Origin of the sequence: Pseudomonas sp. MPB23, assembly GCF_046605395.1 — a bacterium.
Lineage (GTDB): Bacteria > Pseudomonadota > Gammaproteobacteria > Pseudomonadales > Pseudomonadaceae > Aquipseudomonas.
Map to the genome: position 1 here is coordinate 6214074 of NZ_CP176771.1, position 25016 is coordinate 6239089.

The 25016-nt window shown below is 61.9% G+C and carries 20 protein-coding genes and 1 pseudogene; 9 read left to right on the top strand and 12 right to left on the bottom strand.

What is annotated here, in order from left to right:
- Positions 1-18: 18 nt before the first annotated feature.
- Complete coding sequence (locus ACLH0J_RS28255; protein WP_411390028.1) at positions 19-2355, bottom strand: EAL domain-containing protein; 2337 nt, start codon at positions 2353-2355, stop codon at positions 19-21.
- 500 nt (positions 2356-2855) lie between these two features.
- Between ACLH0J_RS28255 and lon the strand changes: the two genes are divergently transcribed.
- From lon to cmoB, 5 genes are all read left to right on the top strand, one after another.
- On the top strand, positions 2856-5276 hold the full coding sequence (gene lon, locus ACLH0J_RS28260; protein WP_411390029.1) for an endopeptidase La: 2421 nt from the start codon (positions 2856-2858) through the stop codon (positions 5274-5276).
- 189 nt (positions 5277-5465) lie between these two features.
- Positions 5466-5855 (top strand): protease inhibitor I42 family protein, encoded by a 390-nt coding sequence (locus ACLH0J_RS28265; protein ID WP_411390030.1) that lies wholly within the window; start codon positions 5466-5468, stop codon positions 5853-5855.
- 1 nt (position 5856) lies between these two features.
- Positions 5857-6513, top strand: a complete 657-nt coding sequence (locus ACLH0J_RS28270; protein WP_411390031.1) for a lysoplasmalogenase — start codon at positions 5857-5859, stop codon at positions 6511-6513.
- A 36-nt stretch (positions 6514-6549) separates the two neighbouring features.
- Positions 6550-7293: a carboxy-S-adenosyl-L-methionine synthase CmoA gene (gene cmoA / locus ACLH0J_RS28275; protein ID WP_411390032.1), complete on the top strand. Its 744-nt coding sequence runs from the start codon at positions 6550-6552 to the stop codon at positions 7291-7293.
- Entirely contained in the window at positions 7290-8246 is a 957-nt protein-coding gene (gene cmoB / locus ACLH0J_RS28280) for a tRNA 5-methoxyuridine(34)/uridine 5-oxyacetic acid(34) synthase CmoB (RefSeq protein WP_411390033.1), read from the top strand. The genes cmoA and cmoB overlap by 4 nt, the downstream gene beginning before the upstream one ends.
- 145 nt (positions 8247-8391) lie before the next feature.
- Here the strand turns inward: cmoB and tadA are convergent, their stop codons facing one another.
- From tadA to lptF, 10 genes are all read right to left on the bottom strand, one after another.
- Positions 8392-8889, bottom strand: coding sequence for a tRNA adenosine(34) deaminase TadA (tadA, locus tag ACLH0J_RS28285; protein WP_411390034.1), 498 nt, complete (start codon positions 8887-8889; stop codon positions 8392-8394).
- Positions 8889-10271, bottom strand: coding sequence for a multicopper oxidase family protein (locus ACLH0J_RS28290; protein WP_411390035.1), 1383 nt, complete (start codon positions 10269-10271; stop codon positions 8889-8891). Before ACLH0J_RS28290 ends, tadA begins: the two co-directional genes overlap by 1 nt.
- Before the next feature lie 133 nt (positions 10272-10404).
- A complete protein-coding gene (gene pdxJ / locus ACLH0J_RS28295; RefSeq protein ID WP_411390036.1) occupies positions 10405-11148 on the bottom strand; it encodes a pyridoxine 5'-phosphate synthase in 744 nt (247 codons plus the stop codon).
- A 51-nt stretch (positions 11149-11199) separates the two neighbouring features.
- Positions 11200-11889: a DNA repair protein RecO gene (gene recO / locus ACLH0J_RS28300; protein ID WP_048720312.1), complete on the bottom strand. Its 690-nt coding sequence runs from the start codon at positions 11887-11889 to the stop codon at positions 11200-11202.
- 143 nt (positions 11890-12032) lie between these two features.
- On the bottom strand, positions 12033-12935 hold the full coding sequence (era, locus tag ACLH0J_RS28305; RefSeq protein WP_029297473.1) for a GTPase Era: 903 nt from the start codon (positions 12933-12935) through the stop codon (positions 12033-12035).
- Complete coding sequence (gene rnc / locus ACLH0J_RS28310) at positions 12928-13617, bottom strand: ribonuclease III (RefSeq protein WP_046384585.1); 690 nt, start codon at positions 13615-13617, stop codon at positions 12928-12930. The genes era and rnc overlap by 8 nt, the downstream gene beginning before the upstream one ends.
- Positions 13618-13767: 150 nt before the next feature.
- Positions 13768-14622: a signal peptidase I gene (lepB, locus tag ACLH0J_RS28315; RefSeq protein ID WP_078835500.1), complete on the bottom strand. Its 855-nt coding sequence runs from the start codon at positions 14620-14622 to the stop codon at positions 13768-13770.
- A gap of 5 nt (positions 14623-14627) precedes the next feature.
- Positions 14628-16427 carry a translation elongation factor 4 gene (lepA, locus tag ACLH0J_RS28320; protein WP_411390037.1) on the bottom strand — a complete coding sequence of 600 codons (1800 nt, stop codon included), beginning with the start codon at positions 16425-16427 and terminating at the stop codon, positions 14628-14630.
- 151 nt (positions 16428-16578) lie between these two features.
- The gene (gene lptG / locus ACLH0J_RS28325; protein WP_411390038.1) at positions 16579-17658 is read right to left on the bottom strand and encodes an LPS export ABC transporter permease LptG; all 1080 of its coding nucleotides are present in this window, start codon (positions 17656-17658) and stop codon (positions 16579-16581) included.
- A complete protein-coding gene (lptF, locus tag ACLH0J_RS28330; protein WP_411390039.1) occupies positions 17651-18769 on the bottom strand; it encodes an LPS export ABC transporter permease LptF in 1119 nt (372 codons plus the stop codon). The genes lptG and lptF overlap by 8 nt, the downstream gene beginning before the upstream one ends.
- Before the next feature lie 284 nt (positions 18770-19053).
- On the opposite strand from lptF, the gene ACLH0J_RS28335 reads away from it, so the two are divergent.
- The 3 genes from ACLH0J_RS28335 (at position 19054) to ACLH0J_RS28345 (ending at position 21520) form a co-directional block, all read left to right on the top strand.
- The gene (locus ACLH0J_RS28335; RefSeq protein ID WP_411390040.1) at positions 19054-20544 is read left to right on the top strand and encodes a leucyl aminopeptidase; all 1491 of its coding nucleotides are present in this window, start codon (positions 19054-19056) and stop codon (positions 20542-20544) included.
- Between the two features lie 159 nt (positions 20545-20703).
- Positions 20704-21132 (top strand): DNA polymerase III subunit chi, encoded by a 429-nt coding sequence (locus tag ACLH0J_RS28340; protein WP_411390041.1) that lies wholly within the window; start codon positions 20704-20706, stop codon positions 21130-21132.
- A gap of 7 nt (positions 21133-21139) precedes the next feature.
- Positions 21140-21520, top strand: a complete 381-nt coding sequence (locus tag ACLH0J_RS28345) for a DNA polymerase III subunit chi (RefSeq protein ID WP_411390042.1) — start codon at positions 21140-21142, stop codon at positions 21518-21520.
- 21 nt (positions 21521-21541) lie between these two features.
- Here ACLH0J_RS28345 and ACLH0J_RS28350 read toward each other — a convergent pair.
- Positions 21542-21769: pseudogene (locus ACLH0J_RS28350) on the bottom strand (protease modulator HflK); the annotation flags it as partial.
- A 293-nt stretch (positions 21770-22062) separates the two neighbouring features.
- On the opposite strand from ACLH0J_RS28350, the gene ACLH0J_RS28355 reads away from it, so the two are divergent.
- Positions 22063-24909, top strand: a complete 2847-nt coding sequence (locus ACLH0J_RS28355; RefSeq protein ID WP_411390043.1) for a valine--tRNA ligase — start codon at positions 22063-22065, stop codon at positions 24907-24909.
- Positions 24910-25016 lie beyond the last annotated feature (107 nt).

The window sequence follows — 25016 nt, forward strand, 5'->3', positions numbered from 1 at the left end:
CTGTACGCCCCTTTCCCATCAGGTCCGCGTACGCTCGCGGCGCATCCACATCTCGAAGGCCATGGCGTTCAATGGGCGGCTGATCAGGTAGCCCTGGGCCGTGTCGCAATTCCACAGCGTGAGCAGCGTCAAGCTGGGCGCGAACTCCACGCCTTCGGCCACTACCTTGAGCCCCAGGTTGTGGCTCATTTCGATGGTCGAGCGCACGATCACCGCGTCGCCGCTGGTGCTGTCGAGGTTGCGCACAAAGGACTGGTCGATCTTCAACTCCTGCACCGGCAAGCGCTGCAATTGCGCCAGCGACGAATAACCAGTGCCGAAGTCATCCACCGACAGGCTGATGCCGCAACCGCGCAGTTGCTCCAGCACGCTGAGGGCTTGCTGCGGGTTGTGCATGATCGCGCTTTCGGTGATCTCGAAAATCAGTTGCTGGGCCGACACGCCGTAATGCGCCAGCAAGGTGGTGACGCGAATCGCCAGGTCGTCATCGGCCAGGTCATCCACCGAGATATTCACCGATAGCTGAATGTGCATGCCGCGCTGCCCCCATTCACCGATCTGGCGAATGGCTTCTTCGATCACCCATTGCGTCAGGCCGCCCATGCTGCCGGTGCGTTCGGCCAGGGGGATGAATTCAGCCGGCGACACCAGCCCCAGGCTCGGGTGCTGCCAGCGCAGCAACGCCTCGGCCTGGAGGACATGGCCGTGCTTGAGGTCGAGCTTGGGCTGGTAACACAGGTACAGCTCACCTTCGACGGCGGCGCGGCGCAGGTCGCGGATCAGGGTGATCTGGCGTTGGTGGGCCAAGTCACGGTCGCGCTCATAGATCTGCAAATAGCCCGGCAGCGCCGCGGCGTCGTGGCGGGCGATCGCGGCGCGGCCGATCAGTTCTTCGACGTGCTGGCCGTCGGTGGGGTACGCGGCAATGCCGATGCTGACTTCATGGCGCAGTTCATCGTTGCCGATGCGCTGGGGTTCGGTGAGCAGCGCGTAGAGGCGGTCGGCGCGGGCCACGGCGCGGTCGATCTCGGTGTTTTCCAGCAACAGCAGGAATTCGCTGCCGGTGATGCGCGCCGCCGTGTCGCTGGCCTGCAGGCTCATGGACAGACAACGGCTGGCTTCGCGCAGCATTTCCTCGACGCCTTGGGGACCGAAGCCTTCGTTGATCACCCGGTAATTCTCGATGCCCAGGTACAGCAACACCACCGGCCGCCGCGCGCTGATCGCACTGCCCAGGCGCTCCATGGCCAGGGCGCGATTGGGCAGGCCGGTGAGGGAATCATGCAACGCGTTGTGGGCCAGTTGCCGTTCACGCACAGCGATACCGCTTTGCATGGCATTGAAGGCGCGGGCCAGCAGGCCGAACTCATCGTGGCTGCGCACCCGTACCGGCGTGCGGTAATCACCGGCGCCGATGCGCCCCGCCGCATCCACCAAGGCATTGAGCGGACGCGACACACGGCGCGCCAAGAACAACGCGCCGGCCAGCGACACCAGCAGCACCCCCAGGGCAATCCCGAGGAACTGCCGGTCCAGCGGCGCAAAGGATTCCACGGCATGGTCGAGCGGGCTTTGCAGCAGCACCCGCACTTGATCGGCGCCGCCGCTGTTGGCCAGCGGCACTACCTGGCTGAGCACGCGCTGGCCGTAAAACTGCTGAATCTGCGGCGCCGGGTCCAGGTGTGCCGCGCGCAGCAGGCTGAGGGCAGCGGCCTGATGGGCGTCGGGCTGGGTGCTGAACAGCGTGCCGGGCCGGTCGTTTTGCAGACTGAGGAACGACACGTCCAGGCCGCTCATGGAGCGCAATTCATTGGCAAACAACTGGTCCATGGGAAAGCCCATGACCACCCGCGCAATGGGCTGCGCGTCGATCACTTCGTCCTGCACCAGCAGGTAAGGCCGGCCATCCATGGGCACGATCAACATTTGCAGGCCCGAGCGCCGCGCCCGGCGCAGGCCGTCGTCATAGGGGAACGGCTGGCCGCGGGAAAGAGCCGGCAAGGTGCTGACCATGACCTTGCCATCCAGGCCCAGCACCACCACTTCGCTGGAACGGATGCCGGAGCCGTGGCGGCGCAGGGCGGCGAGGATCGCCTCGGGATTGTCGGCGGCCACGGCCTGTTTGAACGGGCCGTCGACGATCAGCCAATCCAGACCGTATTGCAAACGGCGGCCGCGCAGGTCCAACAGGCGTTCAAACACCTGGCTACCGTTTTTCAGTTGGATACGCGCCTGGTTTTCCACAGCGTGGGAGGTGGCGGTCTTGACGGCCACGTAGGTGGCGGCGACCACCACCAACAGCAACAATGCCAGCACCCCGGCAATACGGGTTTGAAACGTATGGCGCCACCGCATCGCAGCGCCCTGGGGCAGCGCTCGCCTCTCTCTGCCACTGCGTCCCTTTGTCATATGCTTTCCTGGCAACTGCCGACCCCGCGTCAAAAAAACATCTTTTATGACTGGAAATTTTGTTCGAGCAGATTAGCCGGGACAAAGCATAAGTGCACCCAATAAAACTGGGGATTTTACTGTCATTTTATTGGCGACAGAGGGCTGACTGATTGAAGGGAGTCCCTATCCGGCCACCTGTAGGAGCGGGCTTGCCCGCGAAAAACCTGAGAACGCCGCGTTTTTCCCGGTTTCCCGCGTCATCGTTGACGCCGCGCTTTCAGGTGCCCCACGTCGCCTATACGTTTTCGCAGGGTTGCTCCCGATAGCGGCGTGTCAGTGCCCTCCCACAGGGGAGGGGTGCCGTTCTGAAAATATCATGCAATTTGTTGCTAACCACACCGCGCCATTGAAACCGCCGCTGCCCTGCCCCATCTAACTTGCATACTTCACTGTGCAGGTGCCCCATGAGCGACCAGCAAGATTCTCCTGATTACGAACTCAACGATTACGCAGACCCCGAAAACGCTGAAACCCACTCGTCCAACACCGGCCTGGCCCTGCCTGGGCAAAACCTGCCGGACAAGGTCTACATCATCCCGATCCACAATCGGCCATTCTTCCCGGCGCAAGTGTTGCCGGTGATCGTCAATGAAGAGCCGTGGGCCGAAACCCTGGAGCTGGTGAGCAAATCCCCCCACCACTCCCTGGCCCTGTTCTTCATGGACACGCCGCCCGAAGACCCGCGCCACTTCGACACCTCCGCCCTGCCGCTGTACGGCACGCTGGTGAAGGTGCACCACGCCAGCCGCGAAAACGGCAAACTGCAATTCGTCGCCCAGGGCCTGACCCGCGTGCGGATTCGCACCTGGCTCAAGCACCACCGCCCACCGTACCTGGTGGAAGTCGAATACCCGCACCAGCCCACCGAGCCGACCGACGAGGTCAAGGCCTACGGCATGGCGCTGATCAATGCGATCAAGGAACTGCTGCCGCTCAACCCGCTGTATAGCGAAGAGCTGAAGAACTACCTCAACCGCTTCAGCCCCAACGACCCGTCGCCACTGACCGACTTCGCCGCCGCCCTCACCTCGGCCACCGGCAACGAGTTGCAGGAAGTGCTGGACTGCGTGCCCATGCTCAAGCGCATGGAAAAAGTCCTGCCGATGCTGCGCAAGGAAGTCGAAGTCGCGCGCCTGCAAAAAGAACTCTCCGCCGAGGTCAACCGCAAGATCGGCGAGCACCAGCGCGAGTTCTTCCTCAAGGAACAACTCAAGGTCATCCAGCAGGAACTGGGCCTGACCAAGGACGATCGCAGCGCCGACGTCGAGCAGTTCGAGCAGCGCCTGGAAGGCAAGGTGCTGCCGGCCCAGGCGAAAAAACGCATCGATGAAGAACTGAACAAACTGTCGATCCTCGAGACCGGCTCACCGGAATACGCGGTGACCCGCAACTACCTGGACTGGGCCACCGCAGTGCCATGGGGCGTCTACGGCGAAGACAAACTGGACCTGAAACACGCGCGCAAAGTGCTCGATAAACACCACGCGGGCCTGGACGACATCAAGAGTCGCATCCTCGAATTCCTCGCCGTGGGTGCTTATAAAGGCGAAGTCGCCGGCTCCATCGTGCTGCTGGTGGGTCCGCCGGGCGTGGGCAAGACCAGTGTGGGCAAATCCATCGCCGAATCCCTGGGCCGACCGTTCTACCGTTTCAGCGTCGGCGGCATGCGCGACGAGGCCGAAATCAAAGGCCATCGCCGCACCTACATCGGCGCCCTGCCGGGCAAACTGGTGCAGGCGTTGAAAGACGTGGAAGTGATGAACCCGGTGATCATGCTCGACGAGATCGACAAGATGGGCCAGAGCTTCCAGGGCGACCCGGCCTCGGCGCTGCTGGAAACCCTCGACCCGGAACAGAACGTCGAATTCCTCGACCACTACCTGGACCTGCGCCTGGACCTGTCCAAAGTGCTGTTCGTGTGCACCGCCAACACCCTGGACTCGATCCCCGGTCCCTTGCTGGACCGCATGGAAGTGATTCGCCTCTCGGGCTACATCACCGAAGAAAAAGTCGCCATCGCCAAGCGTCACCTGTGGCCAAAACAGCTGGAAAAAGCCGGCGTGTCGAAAACCAGCCTGACCATCAGCGACGGCGCCCTGCGCGCCTTGATCGACGGCTACGCCCGTGAGGCCGGGGTGCGCCAGTTGGAGAAACAGCTGGGCAAACTGGTGCGCAAAGCCGTGGTCAAGCTGCTGGATGCGCCGGACTCGGTGATCAAGATCGGCACCAAGGATCTGGAAAGCTCCCTGGGCATACCGGTGTTTCGCAACGAGCAAGTGCTGTCCGGCACCGGTGTCATCACCGGCCTGGCGTGGACCAGCATGGGCGGCGCCACCTTGCCGATCGAGGCGACGCGCATCCACACGCTCAATCGCGGCTTCAAGCTCACCGGGCAGTTGGGTGACGTAATGAAGGAATCCGCTGAAATCGCCTACAGCTACATCAGCTCCAACCTGAAGTCGTTTGGCGGCGATCCGAAGTTCTTCGACGAAGCCTTCGTGCACTTGCACGTTCCCGAAGGCGCCACACCGAAGGACGGCCCGAGTGCCGGCGTGACCATGGCCAGCGCGCTGCTGTCCCTGGCACGCAACCAGCCACCGAAAAAAGGCGTGGCCATGACCGGTGAACTGACGCTGACCGGGCACGTGCTGCCGATTGGCGGGGTGCGCGAGAAGGTCATCGCGGCGCGGCGCCAGAAGATTCACGAGTTGATCCTGCCGGAGCCGAATCGCGGCAGCTTTGAAGAATTGCCGGAGTATCTGAAGGAAGGGATGACCGTGCACTTCGCCAAGCGCTTTGCGGATGTAGCGAAGGTGCTGTTCTGATCGTCCTTTAGCGCCTGGGCGGGCGTCATCGCGAGCAAGCCCGCTCCCACACGTGACCGAGTACATCCTTTGGAGTGCGGCCAAAATGGGGGAGCGGGCTTGCTCGCGATGACGTCCATCGCCCCCCTTGTCACACCTTGTCTCATCTTCGGTTATGCTCGCCCTTCGTCGCCCAACAACGGAGCCTCCATGACCGCTGCTCGTCTGCTTCTCCCCTTGAGCCTTGCCCTGCTGGCCGCGTGCGCCAGTGCGCCGAAGCAAAACGTCAGCGTGGACAACCAGAGTGCCTGCCCGCTCCAGCTGAAAACCGGCCAAAACCTGACCCTAACCCTGCCCAGCAACCCCACCACCGGCTACCGCTGGGCGATCCAGGATTCCGCTGGCGGCGTGCTGCGTGGGCTCGGTCCCGAGGTCTACAGCAGCACCGAATCCGGTGTGATCGGCGGCGGCGGCCAGTCCACCTGGCGCTTCCAGGCCTTCGCGGCCGGCCAGGGCCGTTTGCGCCTGACCTCCCAGCAACCCTGGGAGCCGGAAGCCGAACCCGCCGAGGTGTTCGACTGCGCCATTACGGTGAACTGATATGCCCTGGCTGATTCTTGCGTTGATGGGCGCCGGCACCTTTATCTACGGGCTGACCGTCCACGCGGCGTTACTGTGCCTGTTGGTCAAACCGTTGCCAGTGCTGGCGCTACTGGGTTGGCTGCATGACGCGCCGCCGACCGACTATCGACGCTGGATCAGCCTGGGGCTGATTTTCTCCCTGGTCGGCGATGTATTGCTCGCCTGGCCGGGCGACCTGTTTATCTTTGGCCTCGGCGCCTTCCTCTTTGCCCACCTGGCCTACCTCAAAGCCTATTTCAGTGACTGCCGCCGTTTGGCGCTGCTGCCGTTGTTACTGGCGCTGGGCGTCGGGGCGATGCTGCTGAGCATCCTGATCGCCCACGGCCTCGGTGAGTTGCTGATTCCGGTGGTGGTCTACGCATTGGTAATCAGCGCCATGCTCTGGCGGGCGCTGGCGCGACTGGGCAGCGCGGTGCCCAAGCGCTCGGCGCTACTGGCGGCGGCGGGGGCCGTATCGTTTGTGGTTTCCGACACGCTGATCGGTATCAATCGCTTTGTGCTGAGCTTCGACGCGGCACCGTATCTGCTGATCGCCACTTACTGGCTCGGCCAATGGGGCATCACCGCCTCGGCGTTCCATCAGACAACCCGCGCATCGGAGGAGCAACTTGGCTAAAATGCCCGCCTTTCCCCCTTCGTCGCCGGAACAACCGTGAGCAAAGAACCCGATCGCCTATTCGCCCAGCCCCTGCCCCAGGTGCCGGACTTCGCCTTTAACGAGGACGTGGTGCGGGTGTTCCCGGACATGATCAAGCGCTCGGTACCCGGTTACCCGACCATCGTCGAAAACCTCGGCGTCCTCGCGGCGCAGTTTGCCCAACCCAATAGCGTGCTCTACGACCTCGGATCGTCCCTCGGCGCGGTGACCCAGGCCCTGCGCCGGCATGTGCGCACCGATGGCTGCCGCGTCATCGCGGTGGATAACTCGGCGGCCATGGTCGAGCGCTGCCGCGAATACCTCAATGGCCAGGACTCGATGTTCCAGGAGCTGCTGCCGGTGGACGTGATCGAGGGCGATATCCTCGCGCTGCACTTCCAGCCGGCCTCGGTGGTAGCGCTGAACTTCACCCTGCAATTCATCGCCCCCGAGCAGCGCCTGGCGTTGCTCGGGCGCATCCGCCAGGCGCTGCTGCCGGGCGGTGCGCTGATCCTCTCGGAAAAGCTGCGCTTCAATGACCTTGAAGAACACGCGCTGCTCACCGACCTGCACATCGCGTTCAAACGCGCCAACGGCTACAGCGAACTGGAAATCGCCCAGAAGCGCAGCGCCATCGAAAACGTCATGAAGCCCGACAGCCTCGAAGAACACCGCGAACGCCTGCTGGCGGCCGGGTTCTCGAAAGTCGTGCCGTGGTTCCAGTGTCTTAACTTTGCCTCGTTGATTGCCTTGCCATGATTGATCTGTCCCCCCTCGCCCGCCATCTGGTCGGCACTCCCCTGGCCGTGTGGGCCCAGGGCCTGCAAGCGCAACTCGATAGCAAGATGGAGAAAGGTCACGGCGACCTGGAGCGCTGGCAGAGCGCGCTGGATGCGTTGCCGAAGATCCAGCCCAGCGACGTCGATTTGCTCAATGGCCTGAGCCTCGACACCGATTGCGACGACGCCACCCGCGCGCAGATGCACAGTGCATTGATGGGCCTGTGCCCATGGCGCAAGGGCCCGTTCCACCTGTTCGGGGTGCATGTGGACACCGAATGGCGCTCGGACTGGAAGTGGTCGCGCGTGGCACCGCACCTGGACCTGAAAGGCAAGCGCATCCTCGATGTGGGCTGCGGCAACGGCTACTACATGTGGCGCATGCTCGGCGCCGGGGCCGACAGTGTGATCGGCGTGGACCCCAACTGGTTGTTCTTCTGCCAATTCCAGGCGGTGCAGCGTTACCTGTCCGAGCCCAGGGCCTGGCACTTGCCGTTCCCGTTCGAGGACCTGCCGCCGAACCTGGAAGGTTTCGATACCGTGTTTTCGATGGGCGTGTTCTATCACCGTCGCTCGCCGATCGAGCACCTGCTGGCGTTGAAGGAAACCCTGGTCAAAGGCGGCGAGCTGGTCCTGGAAACCCTGGTGATCGAAGGCGATCAGCAACAGGTGCTGGTCCCGGAAGACCGCTACGCACAGATGCGCAACGTGTGGTTCCTGCCCTCGGTACCGGCACTGATGCTATGGCTGCGCCGTGCCGGCTTCAGCGATGTGCGTTGTGTGGATGTAAGCGTAACCACGGTGGAAGAACAGCGCGGCACAGAGTGGATGAAGTATCAGTCGCTGAGTGACTTCCTCGACCCGCACGATCACAGCAAGACGATTGAAGGGCTGCCGGCACCGATGCGCGCCGTGATCATCGCGCGCAAGTAAGCGTAAATTCCGCTGAAAAAAATGAAGGTCCAAAATGTGGGAGGGGGGAGCAAGCCCCCACACTTGACTGTATTCACAGATAGAAATGTGTAAACCCAATCACCTGTGGAGGGGGCTTGCTCCCACATTTGAGACTCAGTGTTGGTTAGATCTGAGGCTTGGCCCGGCGGGCCTTGAAGAACTCGCTCAGGACAGTCCCGCATTCCTCGGCCAGCACACCGCCTTCGAACAGCACTCGATGGTTCAGGAAACCCTGGGTAAAGAACTGCCCCTGGCTTTGCACAATCCCCGCCTTGGGCTCCAACGCGCCATACACCACCCGCGCGATGCGCGAATGCACGATCAGGCCGGCGCACATGCTGCACGGTTCCAGCGTCACATACAGCGTGCTGCCGGGCAGACGATAGTTGCTGAGCGCCTGCGCAGCGGCGCGGATGGCGACCATTTCGGCATGGGCGCTGGGGTCGTTGGCGCTGATCGGGCAGTTGAAGCCGCGACCGATGATTTCACCGTCCTGCACCAGCACCGCGCCGACGGGCACCTCGCCCAGCGCGGCACCTTGGGCGGCGAGGGCCAGGGCTTCGCGCATGAAGTCCTGGTCGCGGCTGCGGTCGATGATCGCCGTGGGACGAATCTGGCGCATCACGCCACCTCGATGGCGGCCATCAGGCCGGTTTCCATGTGGTCGATCACATGGCAGTGGAACATCCACACCCCCGGGTTATCCGCCACCAGCGCCACGCGAGCGCGTTCGTTCTTGCCCAGCAGGTAGGTGTCGGTGAAGTACGGGATCACCGTGTGGCGGTTCGAGGCGATCACCTTGAAACTCATGCCGTGCAGGTGGATCGGGTGCTGGTACTGGGTCATGTTTTTCAATTCGAGAATGTAGCTCTTGCCCTTTTCCAGCTTGGCAATCGGGCGGTCGGCGCAGGTCTTGTCGGTGATGTCCCAGGCCTGGCCGTTGATCTGCCACAGGCTCGGCGGCTTGCCGTTGTCGACGTTGACCGATACCGAGCCGACCCACTCGAAATTGAAGTTGAGTTTCTCCGCATTGGCCAGGTCCGGCTCGGCGATCGGGTTGGCGGGCAATGCCGGTGGCCATTCGCTCGGCGCATCGGTGTTGGCCACGGAGCGGAAGGTGCCGAGGCGCACCGGGCCATTGCGGATCGACAGCTCTTCGCCCGCCGGTGGTGCCTTGATCGCCAGGCAGATACGCATGCCCGGGCCCAGCCAGTATTCCTTGCCCAGCGGGCGCGGCTCGACGGGGTTGCCGTCCAGCGCGTAGATCTGCGCTTCGGCGTCGGGGATGTTGATGCGATAGGTCAGGGTGTTGTCGAGGTTGAGCAGGCGCACGCGGGTGATCTGCCCGGCGGGCAAGTCGATCACCGCCTGGGACACGCCATTGATCGTCGACAAGCGCCCGGCTGTGCCGCCCCGCGCGGCTTCACGGGGGATGCTGAAGGGGACGAAAGCGCCCTCTTCGTCCACGTGCCAGCTTTTCAGGCTCAGGGTGCGTTCGTACTTGAAGCCGGTGGGCTCGCGCTCCTCAACGATCAGCGGGCCGACCAGGCCACGGCCGAGTTCTTCGCTGCTGCTCACGTGGGGGTGATACCAGTAGCTGCCGGCGTCGGGCACGCGGAATTTGTAGTCGAAGTATTCGCCAGGCAGGACCGGCAATTGCGAGACGTAGGGCACGCCGTCCATTTCCAGCGGCAGGCGGATGCCGTGCCAGTGGATGGTGGTGGCGACCGGCAGGTGGTTGATAAAGCGCACCCGCAGCCATTCGCCCTGGCGCACGCGCAACTCGGTGCCCGGCGCCGAAGGGCCGAACGCCCAGGCTGGGGTCTTGTGCCCCGGCACCAACTCGACGTCGAGGGGCGCGGCGATCAGCTCGTAATCGTGCCCCGCCTCGGCCTCGGCGACCTTGCCCAGCCAGTAGCGATAGGCGCCACCGGCACCGACGCCGACTACGGCCAGGCCGGCAAGACCACCCAGAATTTGTCGACGGGAAAAGGATCGGGACACAACAACCTCACGTATCTGCCGCAGGCCAAGGGCCTGCAAAGGGCAGATACGATACACCTGCAACCGCTAAACAGTAAGGGTTCGCATTGCCACATGGCAGAAAGATGGCTCGCTTCTACAGGTTGATTTGCGGTCAGGCCTTGGCAGCGGCCAGGATCAACGCCTTCATCTCAGCCACCGCACCTTTGAACCCGACAAACAGCGCGTGTGCCACCAGCGCATGGCCGATGTTCAGCTCGTTGATGCCCTTGATCGCCGCCACGGCTTCGACGTTGTGGTAGTGCAGGCCATGGCCGGCGTTGACGATCAGGCCCTCGTTAAGGCCGACGTTCACGCCGTCGATGATGCGTTGCAGTTCGTCGGCCACTTCAGTCGGCGTGGTCGCGTCGGCATAACGGCCAGTGTGCAACTCGATGGCCGGCGCGCCGACCCGGCGGGAGGCTTCGATCTGGCGCTCGTCGGCATCAATGAACAATGACACTTCGCTGCCGATCTTCGACAAACGCTCTACCGCCGCCTTGATCCGCGCTTCCTGGCCGGCCACGTCGAGGCCGCCTTCGGTGGTCAGTTCCTGGCGGGTTTCCGGGACCAGGCAGATGTGCGCCGGGCGGATGCGCTCGGCAAAGGCCATCATTTCTTCGGTGACGCCCATCTCGAAGTTCATGCGGGTTTGCAGCACATCCTTGAGCAGCAGCACGTCACGCTCCTGGATGTGGCGACGATCTTCGCGCAGGTGCACGGTGATGCCGTCGGCGCCCGCTTCTTCGGCGTCCAGCGCGGCCTTGACCGGATCCGGGTAACGGGTGCCCCGGGCCTGGCGCAGGGTGGCGACGTGGTCGATGTTGACGCCAAGAAGAATGCGATTGCTGGTGGTCACGGAAGCGCTCCTGAAAAGGGAAAGAAACGCCGCACAGCATACACGGGGAAGTCAGGGCTTTCGAAACAACTCACGACTGACCAACGGCCGTCCGCCCAAATGCACGGCGAGCGCCTGACGCATCAGGCGCTTGGCGGCGGACAGGGCGCCGGGAGCGGTCCAGTCGGCTTCGCTCATGGCCAACAGCTCGGTGCCCTGGAACAGGCCCGGTTGCAGCAGGTAGACACGTTCGAGGCCAGCGTCCACTTGCAGGCGGTACATGCCGTCGGCGGCGATGGGATCGCCGTGCACGTCGTTGCTCAGTTCGAAGCCGTAGCCCAGGTCGTCGAGCAGGCGCCATTCGAACGCGCGCAGCAGCGGTTCCAGGGGACGACCTTCGGCCAGGGCCAGCAGGGTTGCAGCGTAGTGATCGAAGACCGCCGGGTGTGGGTCTTCGGCGGGCAGCAGGCGGATCAGCAGCTCATTGAGGTAGAGGCCGCTGAACAGCGCCTCACCATTGAGCCAGGCCGAGGTGCCGACACTTTCCATGCGCCCAACGTTCTTCAGTTCGCCCTTGCCGCGAAACTCCACATCCAGGGCCACGAACGGCCGCGCCAACGTCCCCGCCTTGCCCCGCGCACTGCGCAATACCGCGCGCAGTCGTCCTTGAGGCGTGAGGAAGTCCACCAGCGCACTGGTCTCACGGTAGGCGCGGCTGTGCAGGACGTAGGCGAGTTGGCTGGGAGGTGGGGATTGGGACATGGGGTTCTCGATCCTGAAAACAACATAAACCTAATGTGGGAGGGGGCTTGCTCCCGATGGCGGTGGTTCAGTCACTTATCCATCAACTGACCCACTGCTATCGGGAGCAAGCCCCCTCCCACATTTTTTGCCCTGCGGCGTGCTTACAGGTCGCCGTAGCCCAGGGAGCGCAGTGCACGCTCATCGTCGGACCAGCCGCCTTTAACCTTCACCCACAGGTTGAGCATGATCTTGGAATCGAACAGCAATTCCATGTCCTTGCGTGCTTCGGTGCCGATGCGCTTGATGCGCTCGCCCTTGTCGCCAATGATGATTTTCTTCTGGCCGTCACGTTCGACGAGGATCAGCGCATGGATATGCAAGGTCTTGCCCTGCTGCTTGAACTCTTCGATTTCGACGGTGATCTGGTACGGCAGTTCGGCGCCCATCTGGCGCATGATTTTCTCGCGTACCAGTTCGGCGGCAAGGAAACGGCTGCTGCGGTCGGTGATCTGGTCTTCCGGGAAGAAGTGCTCGTTCTCCGGCAGGTAGCCGGCGATCACGCGTTCCAGGGCCTCGAGATTGTGACCGTGCTGGGCCGAGATCGGCATGATCTGGGCGTTCGGCAGTTGTTCCTGCAGCCAGCTCAGGTGCGGCATCAGCTCGGCTTTGTCTTCGATGCGGTCGGTCTTGTTCAGCGCGACGATCAGCGGGCCGGTGACGTACTGCACACGTTCGAGGACCATCTGGTCTTCGTCGGTCCACTTGGTGCGGTCGACCACGAAGATCACCACGTCGACGTCTTTCAACGCCGCCGAAGCGGTCTTGTTCATGTAGCGGTTCAGGGCTTTCTCGCCGCCTTTGTGCATGCCCGGGGTATCGACGTAGACCGCTTGCACGTTGCCTTCGGTCTTGATGCCCAGCATGTTGTGGCGGGTGGTCTGCGGCTTGCGCGAGGTGATCGCGAGCTTCTGGCCGAGGATGTGGTTGAGCAACGTGGACTTGCCCACGTTCGGACGGCCGACGATGGCAACATAGCCACAGCGTGTTGCGGTTGAATCAGTCATGGCCATTCTCCACGCCCAGGGCAATCAGTGCTGCAGCGGCCGCTACCTGTTCGGCAATACGACGGCTCACACCCTGACCTCGGCTTTTTTCGTTCAGTAAGGTGATTTCACATTCCACGAAGAACACGCGGCAATGGGGCTCACCCTGGATATCCACCACTTCGTAGCGTGGCAGTTCGCACCCGCGCGACTGCAGGAATTCCTGCAGGCGGGTCTTGGGATCTTTGTTGGTGTCGACCAGCGTGAGGCTTTCGATCTCGGACGTCAGCCAGGCAGTGACGCGCGCCTTGGCCGCTTCCATGCCTGCATCGAGGTAGATCGCACCGATCAACGCTTCAAGGGCATCGGCCAGGATCGACTCGCGACGGAAACCGCCGCTCTTCAACTCACCGGAACCCAGGCGCAGGTACTCGCCCAGGCCAAAGCCACGGGCCAGCACGGCCAGGGTCTCGCCCTTCACCAACCGTGCACGCAAGCGCGACAGCTGGCCTTCACGGGCTTGGGGGAAACGCTCGAACAGCGCTTCACCGGCGACGAAGTTGAGGATGGCGTCACCGAGGAATTCCAGGCGCTCGTTATTGCGCCCTGCAAAGCTGCGGTGTGTGAGGGCAAGGACCATCAATTCCTGATCCTTGAAGGTGTAGCCGAGCAGGTGCTCGAGACGACTTAAAGAAACGCTCACGGTTTACCCATATCTAGTTGGTGGCACCGGCGGCCATCGACGATTGACGCAGTGTTCAAATTCAAATCCTGGTTGGTGCCGCATGAGGCAGGACCGATTTGTCCCAGCCCCAGAAAAGCATTCGGCGCTGTGTTCACAGCGCCGCCTGTATTACTTGATCAGCCCGACCCGCGAGAAATTCGGCAGGTGGCTGAGCTTGGGTTCCGGCCAGCTCATCCAGACCGCGAAGGCCTTGCCGACGATATTCTCGTCGGGAACCATGCCCAGCAGGTCCTTGGGAATGGTGGGGTCATCCCAGTAGCGGCTGTCGTTGGAGTTGTCGCGGTTGTCGCCCATCATGAAATAGTGCCCGGCCGGCACTTTCCATTCGCCATCGGGCTGTGCACGGTAGCGGGTCATTTCCTTGCGGATCTGGTGCTCGACCGTCCCGAGTTTTTCCTGGTACAGCTCGGCGCTGCCCAGGGTGTTCGGCTCGGTACCCAGCAGCTTTTCGGCCACCGACTCGCCGTTGATGAACAGGCGCTTGTCGCTGGTGTAGCGAATCACGTCGCCCGGCAGGCCAACCACACGCTTGATGTAGTTGACGTTCGGGTCGCTCGGGTAGCGGAACACCATCACGTCGCCGCGCTGCGGATCGCCGACTTCGATGACCTTCTTGTCGATCACCGGCAGGCGAATCCCGTAGGAAAACTTGTTCACCAGGATGAAGTCGCCCACGTCCAGGGTAGGTTTCATCGACCCCGAAGGGATCTGAAACGGTTCCACCAGGAACGAACGCAGCACCAGCACGATGAACAACACCGGGAAGAACGACTTGCCGTATTCAACCAGCAAAGGCTCTTTGTTCAGCTTCTCGATCACCACGCCATCGGGCTGGCTGACGCTGCCCTGATAGGACGCGATAGCCGCCCGCCGACGCGGGGCGAAGAACACCAGATCGAGCAACGCCAGGAGTCCGCAAACGGCAACGGCGATGACCAGCAACAGCGGAAAATTTAGCGACATAGGACCTAACTATCCAACCTGAGCACCGCAAGGAAGGCTTCTTGTGGAATTTCCACGTTGCCCACTTGCTTCATGCGTTTTTTACCGGCCTTTTGCTTCTCAAGCAGCTTGCGCTTACGGCTTACGTCACCGCCGTAGCATTTGGCCAGTACGTTCTTTCTGAGAGCCTTGACAGAGGTCCGCGCAATGATCTGCCCGCCGATGGCGGCCTGGATCGCGACGTCGAACATCTGGCGCGGAATCAGTTCTTTCATTTTCTCGGTCAACTGGCGACCTTTGTAGTGCGCGTTGTCCTTGTGCACGATCAGTGCCAGGGCATCGACCTTGTCGCCGTTGATCAACACATCCAGTTTCACCAGATTAGCCGATTGGTAACGATCGAAATGGTAGTCCAGGGAAGCATAGCCGCGACTGGTGGATTTGAGACGGTCGAAGAAGTCCAGGACCACTTCGTTCATCGGCAAATCGTAGGTCACTTGCACCTGGGTCCCGAGGAACAGCATGTCGTGCTGGATGCCACGCTTCTCGATACACAGGGTAATGACGTTGCCCAGGTGTTCCTGCGGCACCAGGATATTGGCGCGCACGATCGGTTCGCGCATGTCTTCGATGGACGACAGGTCTGGGAGCTTGGACGGGTTGTCGACGTAAATCGTTTCACCGTTTTTCAGCAACAGCTCAAAAATAACGGTTGGCGCGGTGGTGATCAGGTCCAGGTCGTATTCGCGCTCGAGGCGCTCCTGGATGATCTCCATGTGCAGCATGCCCAGGAAGCCGCAACGGAAGCCGAAGCCCAGGGCGTCGGAGCTTTCCGGGGTGTATTGCAACGACGAGTCGTTGAGGGTCAGCTTTTGCAGGGCTTCGCGGAAATCTTCGAAGTCGTCGGAGCTGACCGGGAACAGGCCGGCGTATACCTGCGGCTGGATGCGTTTGAAGCCCGGCAGCACGTCGACGTCAGGGGTGGTGCTCAAGGTCAGGGTGTCACCTACCGGTGCACCGTGAATGTCCTTGATGCCGGCGATGATGAAACCGACTTCGCCGGCTTTCAGATCAACGGTGGCAGTATGTTTCGGGTTGAACACACCGACGCTGTCCACGAGGTGGATCTTGCCGGTGGATTTGACCAGGATCTTGTCGCCCTTCTTCACACGGCCGTGGCGCACGCGGACCAGGGAGACAACCCCCAGGTAGTTGTCGAACCACGAGTCGATGATCAACGCCTGCAGCGGATCTTCGATGTTGCCGGTCGGCGCGGGGATGGTCTTGACCAGGCGCTCGAGCACTTCGTCGACGCCCAGGCCGGTCTTGGCGCTGCACTCGACGGCGTCGGTGGCGTCAATGCCGATGATTTTTTCGATTTCTTCCTTCACGCGGTCTGGATCGGCCTGCGGCAGGTCGATTTTGTTCAGCACCGGCATGACTTCCAGGCCTTGCTCGATGGCGGTGTAGCAGTTGGCCACGGACTGGGCTTCAACACCCTGCCCCGCGTCCACCACCAGCAGCGCACCTTCACAGGCCGCCAGGGAGCGGCTGACTTCATAGGTGAAGTCGACGTGGCCGGGGGTGTCAATGAAGTTCAGTTGGTACTTGATACCGTCTTGGGCGGTGTAGTACAGGGTGACGCTGTGGGCCTTGATGGTGATCCCGCGCTCGCGCTCGAGGTCCATGGAGTCCAGTACCTGGGCTTCCATTTCACGCTCGGCAAGGCCGCCGCACATCTGGATGAAGCGATCGGCCAGCGTCGACTTGCCATGGTCAATGTGGGCGATGATGGAGAAATTGCGGATATGACTCAAATCACTCACGGATCAACACTCAAAAAGGCTGCAGGCAGATTGCCCGCTGAAAAATAGCCGGGAATTGTACCTGAAGCTCAGGCCAGACGTCATCTTTGCTGACCAGAACAAAAATGCCCCGATCAGTCGACCGGGGCATTTTTTGTTCATAAGCGCAGCATCAACCGGCGCGACGCAACAGCCACAACCCCGCCAGGGCGCAGATGGCAGTGGGTACCAGCACCGCGAACAGCGGCGAGAAACCGAACACCAGGCTCGACGGGCCCAGCAGGTCCTGGGCGATACGGAAGGTGAAGCCCACCAGCACGCCGGTGAACACACGCTGACCCAGGGTCACGGAGCGCAAAGGGCCGAAGATGAATGAAATCGCCATCAGCACCAGCGCAGCGGTCACCACCGGCTGCAACACCTTGACCCAAAACGCCAGCCAGTAACGACCGTTATTCAGGCCCTGCTCCTTGAGGTAATGGATATAGCCCCACAACCCGGAGATCGGCAGGCTTTCAGGGATCATCACCACCGTATTGAGCAATTCCGGCTTCAGCGCGATATCCCACTGCTCGGTCGGCACATTGATGACTTCGGTGCTGGCCTTGGTGCCTTGGCCGATATTGCGGAAGTAGGTGGTGGTGACATCGGTCAACTGCCACTGCTCGGCACTGTACTGCGCACGTTTGGCGAAGCTGGACGACAACATGTGGCGCTCTTTGTCGAACGTGTAGCGCGTCACCCCAAGCAACAGGCCGCCGGGCTGCACGGCGTTGATGTGGATGAATTCGTCACCCTGACGATGCCACAACCCATGCCGGGAGCTTTGCGCATCGCCCGAACCCTGGGCCAGGGCACGGTTGGCCTGGGCGGTGGTTTCGGCCGGTGGCGCGACGTATTCGCCGATCAGCACGCTGCACAGCATCAGCAGCAACATGGGCTTCATCACCGCCCAGACGATACGACCGATGGACACGCCGGCAGCGCGCATGATGGTCAGTTCGCTGTTGCTGGCCAGGCTGCCCAGGCCGATCAGGCAGCCGATCAGCGCAGCCATCGGCATCATGTCGTAAAGACGACGCGGCGCGGTGAGCGCCACGTAGCTCAGCACATCCCACACGGTGTAGGTGTCGCTGACGTTGCCCACTTCATCAATAAAGGCGAACAACGAGGCCAGGCCCAGGATGATGCCCAATACCGCCAGGATGGCGATCAGTACGCTGCTACCAATGTAGCGATCGAGCTTAGCCACGAGCCAACTCCTTCTGGCCACGACGGCTCATCATTTTCAAGCGTAGAGGTTCCCAATAAAGCAGCCCCAGGCCGATCATCAGGAAGATCCCGTGTACCCACCACAGGCCGAGGAGCGGCGACAGCTTGCCCTTCTCCAGGGAGCCGCGGGCGGAAATCAGGATGGTCAGGTAAGCCATATAGAGCAGGATCGCCGGCAACAGCTTGAGGAATCGGCCCTGGCGCGGGTTGACGCGCGACAGCGGCACGGCCATCAGGGTCACGATAAACACCAGCAGCGGCAGGGAAATACGCCATTGCAGCTCGGCGATGGAGCGCAGCTCCTTGCTGCCCAGCAGGGCGCTCGTGGGGAGAGCGTCGCGGTCGGTGACTTCGTCACTGACGTCCGGGCGGGCCAGCATCACGCCGTAGGTGTCGTACTGGATGGCGCGGTAATCGGCCTGGCCCGGGCTGCCGTCATAGCGATAGCCGTTTTCCAGGATCAGGTAGCGGCTGCCATCGGGACGCACTTCCTGGCGGCCCGAGTCGGCCACCAGAACGGAGATACCGCGGTCTTTCTTGTCCTGCCCCAGGCGCTTCTCGGAGATGAACACCCCGCCCAGGTTGGCGCGGTCTTCGGTCAGGGTTTCGGTGTAGGTCACCCGCGTGCCGTCACTGAGGGCCTGGAAACGGCCCGGTTCAAGGGTATCGAACTCGGTCATCGCATCCTGTTTGTTCAATACCAGTTGGAACTGCATGGCGCCCTGCGGAGCCAGGCCCAGGCTCAGCCAGGCCACGATCAGCGCGACGCCGGCGGCCGGAATCATGGTCATGCCCAGCAGGCGCTGCTGGCTCATGCCGGTGGCCGAGAGCACGGTCATTTCGCTTTCAAGGTACAGACGGCCATAAGCCAGCAGAATCCCGAGGAACAGGCCCAAGGGCAGGATCAGTTGCAGGAAGCCCGGCAGGCGAAAGCCCATGATCAGGAACAGCGAGCCAGGGTCCAGAGCGCCAGAGGCAGCCTGGGCCAGGTATTTGACGAAACGACCACTCATGATGATGACCAACAACACCGCACTCACGGCACTCAGGGTCAACAGGACTTCGCGGGACAGATAACGGAAGACGATCAAACCAGACACTCCAGGGTTGTCAGGCTAAGGCGGCCAAACAAGCAAGCATACCGAGTCAGCCCGTTTTAAAGGGGCCGGCTAAAAAGATGGCGCATTATCCTGTGATTGACCGCGCCTGTCACGGAGCTTGCTCACGCGCAGGCACAAAGCACGCACCAAGGGTTGTCAGGCTCGGCCGGCGAGGTTCAAACTGCGGCCTTTGTCGCTGGCGGTTTACACAACGGCCAAGCTTTAAAGCCTGGGTACAAACGCCAGGCTCTCAGACATTTATAAGGGACCCGAAAATGGAACTGGTTGTAAAAAGCGTTAGCCCCGAAACGTTGAAAACTGCCACCCTCGTGGTCTCCATCGGCGAAGGCCGCAAGCTCGGCGTCGCCGCCAAGCAACTCGACGAACTCAGCGGCGGCGCGATCAGTGCCGTACTCAAGCGCGGCGACCTGGCCGGCAAAGTCGGCCAGAGCCTGCTGCTGCAAAGCCTGCCCAACCTGAAAGCCGAACGCGTATTGCTGGTGGGCGTGGGCAAGGACGCCGAACTCGGCGACCGCCCGTTCCGCAAGATCATCAGCGGCATCCTCAACACCCTCAAAGGCCTGGGCGGCAGCGATGCAGCGCTGGCCCTCGATGAAATCGTCGTCAAAGGCCGCGACAGCTATGGCAAGACGCGCCTGCTGGCCGAAAGCCTGGTGGATGGCAGCTACATGTTCGATCAGTTCAAGAGCCAGAAAGCCGAACCGCGCGCCCTGAAGAAAATCACCCTGCTGACCATCAAGGCCGCCCAGGCTGAAGTCGAACGCGCCGTGACCCACGCCCAGGCCATCGCCAACGGCATGTCGTTCACCCGCGACCTGGGCAACCTGCCGCCGAACATCTGCCACCCGACCTACCTGGGCGAACAGGCCAAGGCACTGGGCAAAGAGTTCAAGGGTTTGAAAGTCGAAGTGCTGGACGAGAAAAAGATCAAGGAACTGGGCATGGGCTCGTTCTATGCCGTGGGCCAGGGCAGCGACCAGCCACCGCGCCTGATCGTCATGCAATACAACGGTGGCAAGAAGTCCGAGAAGCCTTACGCCCTGGTCGGTAAAGGCATCACCTTCGACACCGGCGGCATCAGCCTCAAGCCGGGCCTGGGCATGGACGAAATGAAGTACGACATGGGCGGCGCTGCCAGCGTGTTCGGCACCCTGCGCGCCGTGCTGGAACTCAAACTGCCGATCAACCTCGTGTGCATCCTGGCCTGCGCCGAGAACATGCCGAGCGGCGGCGCGGCCCGTCCGGGCGACATCGTCACCACCCTGAGCGGCCAGACCGTGGAAATCCTCAACACCGACGCCGAAGGCCGCCTGGTGCTGTGCGATGCCCTGACCTACGCCGAGCGCTTCAAGCCGCAAGCCGTGATCGACATCGCCACCCTCACCGGCGCCTGCATCGTCGCCCTGGGCTCCCACACCTCGGGCCTGTTGGGCAACAACGATGAACTGATCGAGCAACTGCTCAGCGCCGGCAAGTCCGCCGACGACCGCGCCTGGCAACTGCCGCTGTTCGATGAGTACCAGGAGCAACTGGACAGCCCGTTCGCCGACATCGCCAACATCGGCGGCCCGAAAGCCGGCACCATCACCGCAGCATGCTTCCTGTCGCGCTTCGCCAAGAACTTCAACTGGGCGCACCTGGACATCGCCGGCACCGCCTGGACCAGCGGCGGCAAGGACAAGGGCGCCACTGGCCGTCCCGTGCCATTGCTGACCCAGTACCTGCTGGATCGCGCCAAGGCCTAAGCATCACTGACCGGCCACGGCTGGCTGTAGGAGCGAACGTGCTCGCGAAGCGCATCAACGATGACGCGTTCATGCTGAATGAACGCATCGTCCTCAGGTTTTTCGCGAGCACGTTCGCTCCTGCCGTAAGCCGTCGCCACGGCAGCTCCAGGACATGTAATGACCCAAGTCGACTTCTATATATTGCCCAGCGCCGACCCGCTCGCGCGTCTGGACTTTGCCTGCAAACTCACCGAAAAAGCCTGGCGCATGGGCCATCGCATCTACCTGCATTGCAACGATGCTGCCCAGCGCGACGATCTCGACGCCCGCCTGTGGCGCTTCAAAGGTGAAAGCTTCGTGCCCCACGGCACCGCCGAAGCAGAACCCGAAGGCCAGGTTGTATTGGGCTTGGGCGACAGTTGCGGCGATCACCATGACCTGCTGATCAATCTGGACCTGAAAGTACCGCCGTTCGCTAAGGCCTTCGCCCGTGTGGCGGAAGTGGTGGTGGAGGATCCGGCTATTCGTCAGGCCGCGCGGGAGAGTTTCCGTTTCTACCGCGAACAGGGCTATCCTTTGCAAGATCACCGGCTACAACGACTTTGAGCACATGATGGACACTCCCAACCCTATAAAAAAAGACGGCCACCTGCTGGACGACCTTGAGTCGATCCGTCAGTTGCTGGGTGATGATGGCTTGCAACCGCCACTGCTGACCGAAGCGGTCAATGGTGATGTACAGATTCCGCTGTTGTTCGACATGGTCGGCAGCACGCCGGACGCGCCGCCACCGCCTGTCGAAGCCCCCGTCGCCCCGGTCGCCGCCGAAAAAAGCGCCGACGCCCTGCTGCTGCACCTGGACAACGAATTGCGTGCCGCCGCCCAACTGATCATGCAAGACGTGATCGACGACTTTGCCCCGCATATCGAAACCGAGATCAAGCGGCGCATGGACGCGCGGATGGAGCGGCTGCTCAGCCAATACCAGTCCTGAGCCACCCACATCCCTCTGTGGGAGGGGGCTTACCAGCAGCAACAACGCCGACGCGCAGTTGATCAGCACCACCGGCCAGATCGACAACGGCGCAAACAGCGCGACAAACAACGCCAGCACCCAACCGCCAATGGCCAGAACGCTCAGGCTGATCCCGGCTTGACGCAATCGACGGGCATGAAACAGCCCTTGCTGAAAACGCGGCAGGCCTTCCACCGAGGCGCCCTCCGCTTCTAGATCCAGTTGCATCCACTTACGCCCGCTTGTACACAATTCGTTACGATATAACACGTCCCGTGAAATTTTTGTTCGTTGAATACCGTATTTACCGACAACACCGCCCCTCTGTGGGAGGGGGCTTGCTCCCGATGGCGGTGGGTCAGTTTATGGCGACGGAGACTGACACGCCCTCATCGGGAGCAAGCCCCCCTCCCACACTCGATCGCATGCACCTTAAGCCTGTCTTCACCTCGCCCTGCGCCCTATCCCCCGTTATACTTGCCGGCTTTCCTGAATTAATGCCAACTAGGGTCCCGCCGCGCATGGATAAGACCTACCAGCCGCACGCTATTGAAACTTCCTGGTACCAGACCTGGGAGTCCGAGAATTATTTCGCTCCGCAAGGCGCGGGCGATTCCTACACCATCATGATTCCGCCACCGAACGTCACTGGCAGCCTGCACATGGGCCATGGCTTCAACAATGCGATCATGGATGCACTGATCCGTTTCCGCCGCATGCAGGGCCGCAACACCCTGTGGCAACCGGGTACCGACCATGCCGGTATCGCCACCCAGATGCTGGTCGAACGCCAACTCGAAGCCACCGGCCAGAACCGTCACGACCTGGGCCGCGAGAAGTTCCTGGAGAAAGTCTGGGAGTGGAAGGACCAGTCCGGCGGTAACATCAGCCGCCAGATCCGTCGCCTGGGTTCGTCCGTCGACTGGAGCCGCGAGCGCTTCACCATGGACGATGGCCTGTCGGAAGCCGTGAAAGAAGCCTTCGTGCGCCTGCACGAAGACGGCCTGATCTACCGCGGCAAGCGCCTGGTCAACTGGGACACCAAGCTGCACACAGCGATTTCCGACCTCGAAGTGGAAAACCACGACGAAAAAGGCTTCCTGTGGAACCTCAAGTACCCGCTCGCCGACGGCGCCAAGACCGCTGAAGGCCACGACTACCTGATCGTCGCCACCACCCGTCCGGAAACCATGCTCGGCGACGCCGCCGTAGCCGTGAACCCGAACGACGAGCGCTACCAGGCCCTGATCGGCAAGTTCGTCGAACTGCCGCTGGTCGGTCGCCGTATCCCGATCATCGCCGACGATTACTGCGACCCCGAATTCGGCACCGGCTGCGTGAAAATCACCCCGGCCCACGACTTCAACGACTACGAAGTCGGCAAGCGCCACAACCTGCCGCTGCTGAACATCTTCGACAAAAATGCTGCCGTACTGCCGGCCTGCCAGGTCTTCAACCTCGACGGCACGCTGAACACCAGCATCGACGGCACGATCCCGGCCGAATACGTCGGCCTCGACCGTTTCGAAGCGCGCAAGCAGATCGTTGCCGCCTTCGACGCCGCCGGCCTGCTGGTCAGCGTCGACGATCACAACCTGAAAGTACCCAAAGGCGACCGCTCCGGCACCATCATCGAACCGTGGCTGACCGACCAGTGGTACGTGTCCACCAAACCGCTGGCAGAGCCTGCGATTGCCGCCGTGGAAGATGGCCGCATCCAGTTCGTGCCTAAACAGTACGAAAACATGTACTTCTCGTGGATGCGCGACATCCAGGACTGGTGCATCAGCCGTCAGCTGTGGTGGGGCCACCGCATTCCGGCCTGGTACGACGAGTCGGGCAAGGTCTATGTCGGCCGCGACGAAGCCGAAGTGCGTGCCAAGCACAACCTCGGCCCGGACGTGGCGCTGCAACAGGACAACGACGTACTGGACACCTGGTTCAGCTCGGGCCTGTGGACCTTCTCCACCCTGGGCTGGCCGCAGCAGACCGAATTCCTGAAGAAATTCCACTCCACCGACGTGCTGGTCACCGGCTTCGACATCATTTTCTTCTGGGTTGCCCGGATGATCATGCTGACCATGCACCTGGTGAAGAATGAGGACGGCACGCCGCAAGTACCGTTCAAGACCGTCTACGTGCACGGCCTGGTGCGTGATGGCCAGGGCCAGAAGATGTCCAAGTCCAAGGGCAACGTCCTCGACCCGCTGGACATCATCGACGGCATCGACCTGGAAACCCTGGTGCAGAAACGCACCTCGGGCCTGATGCAGCCGAAACTGGCGAAGAAGATCGAGAAGCAGACCCGCGACGAATTCGCCGACGGCATCGCCAGCTACGGCACCGACGCCCTGCGCTTTACCTTCTGCTCGCTGGCCTCCACCGGTCGCGACATCAAGTTCGACATGGGCCGCGTCGAAGGCTATCGCAACTTCTGCAACAAGATCTGGAACGCGGCGCGCTACGTGCTGGATAAAGGCGAAGACTGCGGGCAAAACGGCGAAGAAGTCGAACTGACCCTGGCCGATCGCTGGATCATCTCGCAACTGCAACGCACCGAAGCCGAAGTGACCCGCCAGCTCGACCAGTTCCGTTTCGACCTGGCCGCACAGGCCTTGTACGAGTTCATCTGGAACCAGTATTGCGACTGGTACCTGGAACTGTCCAAGCCGGTGCTGTGGGACGAGAACGCGCCGATCGAACGCCAGCGCGGCACCCGTCGCACCCTGGTACGCGTGTTGGAAGTGGCTCTGCGTCTGGCCCACCCGTTCATGCCGTTCATCACCGAAGAAATCTGGCAGCGCCTCGCGCCGCTGGCCGGTATCCAAGGCAAGACCATCATGCTGCAACCTTGGCCGGTGGCCAACGAAGCCCGCATCGATGAGGCCGCCGAAAGCGATATCGAATGGCTCAAGACCCTGATGCTCGGCACGCGCAACATCCGCGCCGAGATGAACATCGGGCCCGGAAAGCCACTGGCGGTGTTCGTGAAGAACGCCAGCACCGAAGACCAGCGTCGTCTCACCGAGAACGATGCGCTGCTCAAGAAGCTGGCGAAACTCGAATCGATCACCGTATTGGCGGATGACGCCGAAGCCCCGCTGTCCGCCACCGCTCTGGTCGGCGACATGGAAGTGCTGGTGCCAATGGCCGGCCTGATCGACAAGGGCGCGGAACTCGCCCGTCTCGACAAGGAAATTGCACGCCTGCAAGGCGAAGTGCAGCGGGTCGGCGGCAAGCTGTCCAACGCCGCGTTCGTCGACAAGGCGCCGGCTGAAGTGATCGACAAAGAACGCGCCAAGCTGGCCGAGGCTGAACAGGCCTTGGGCAAGTTGGCCGAGCAACATGCGCGGATTTCCAGCCTGTAAGGGCCAATCCGTCTAAAAAGAGAGACCTTCGGGTCTCTTTTTTTTTGCCCGCCATAACAAGCCGGGGAATGTGGGACAATGCCCGCCACTTTGAGCCAACACCAGAA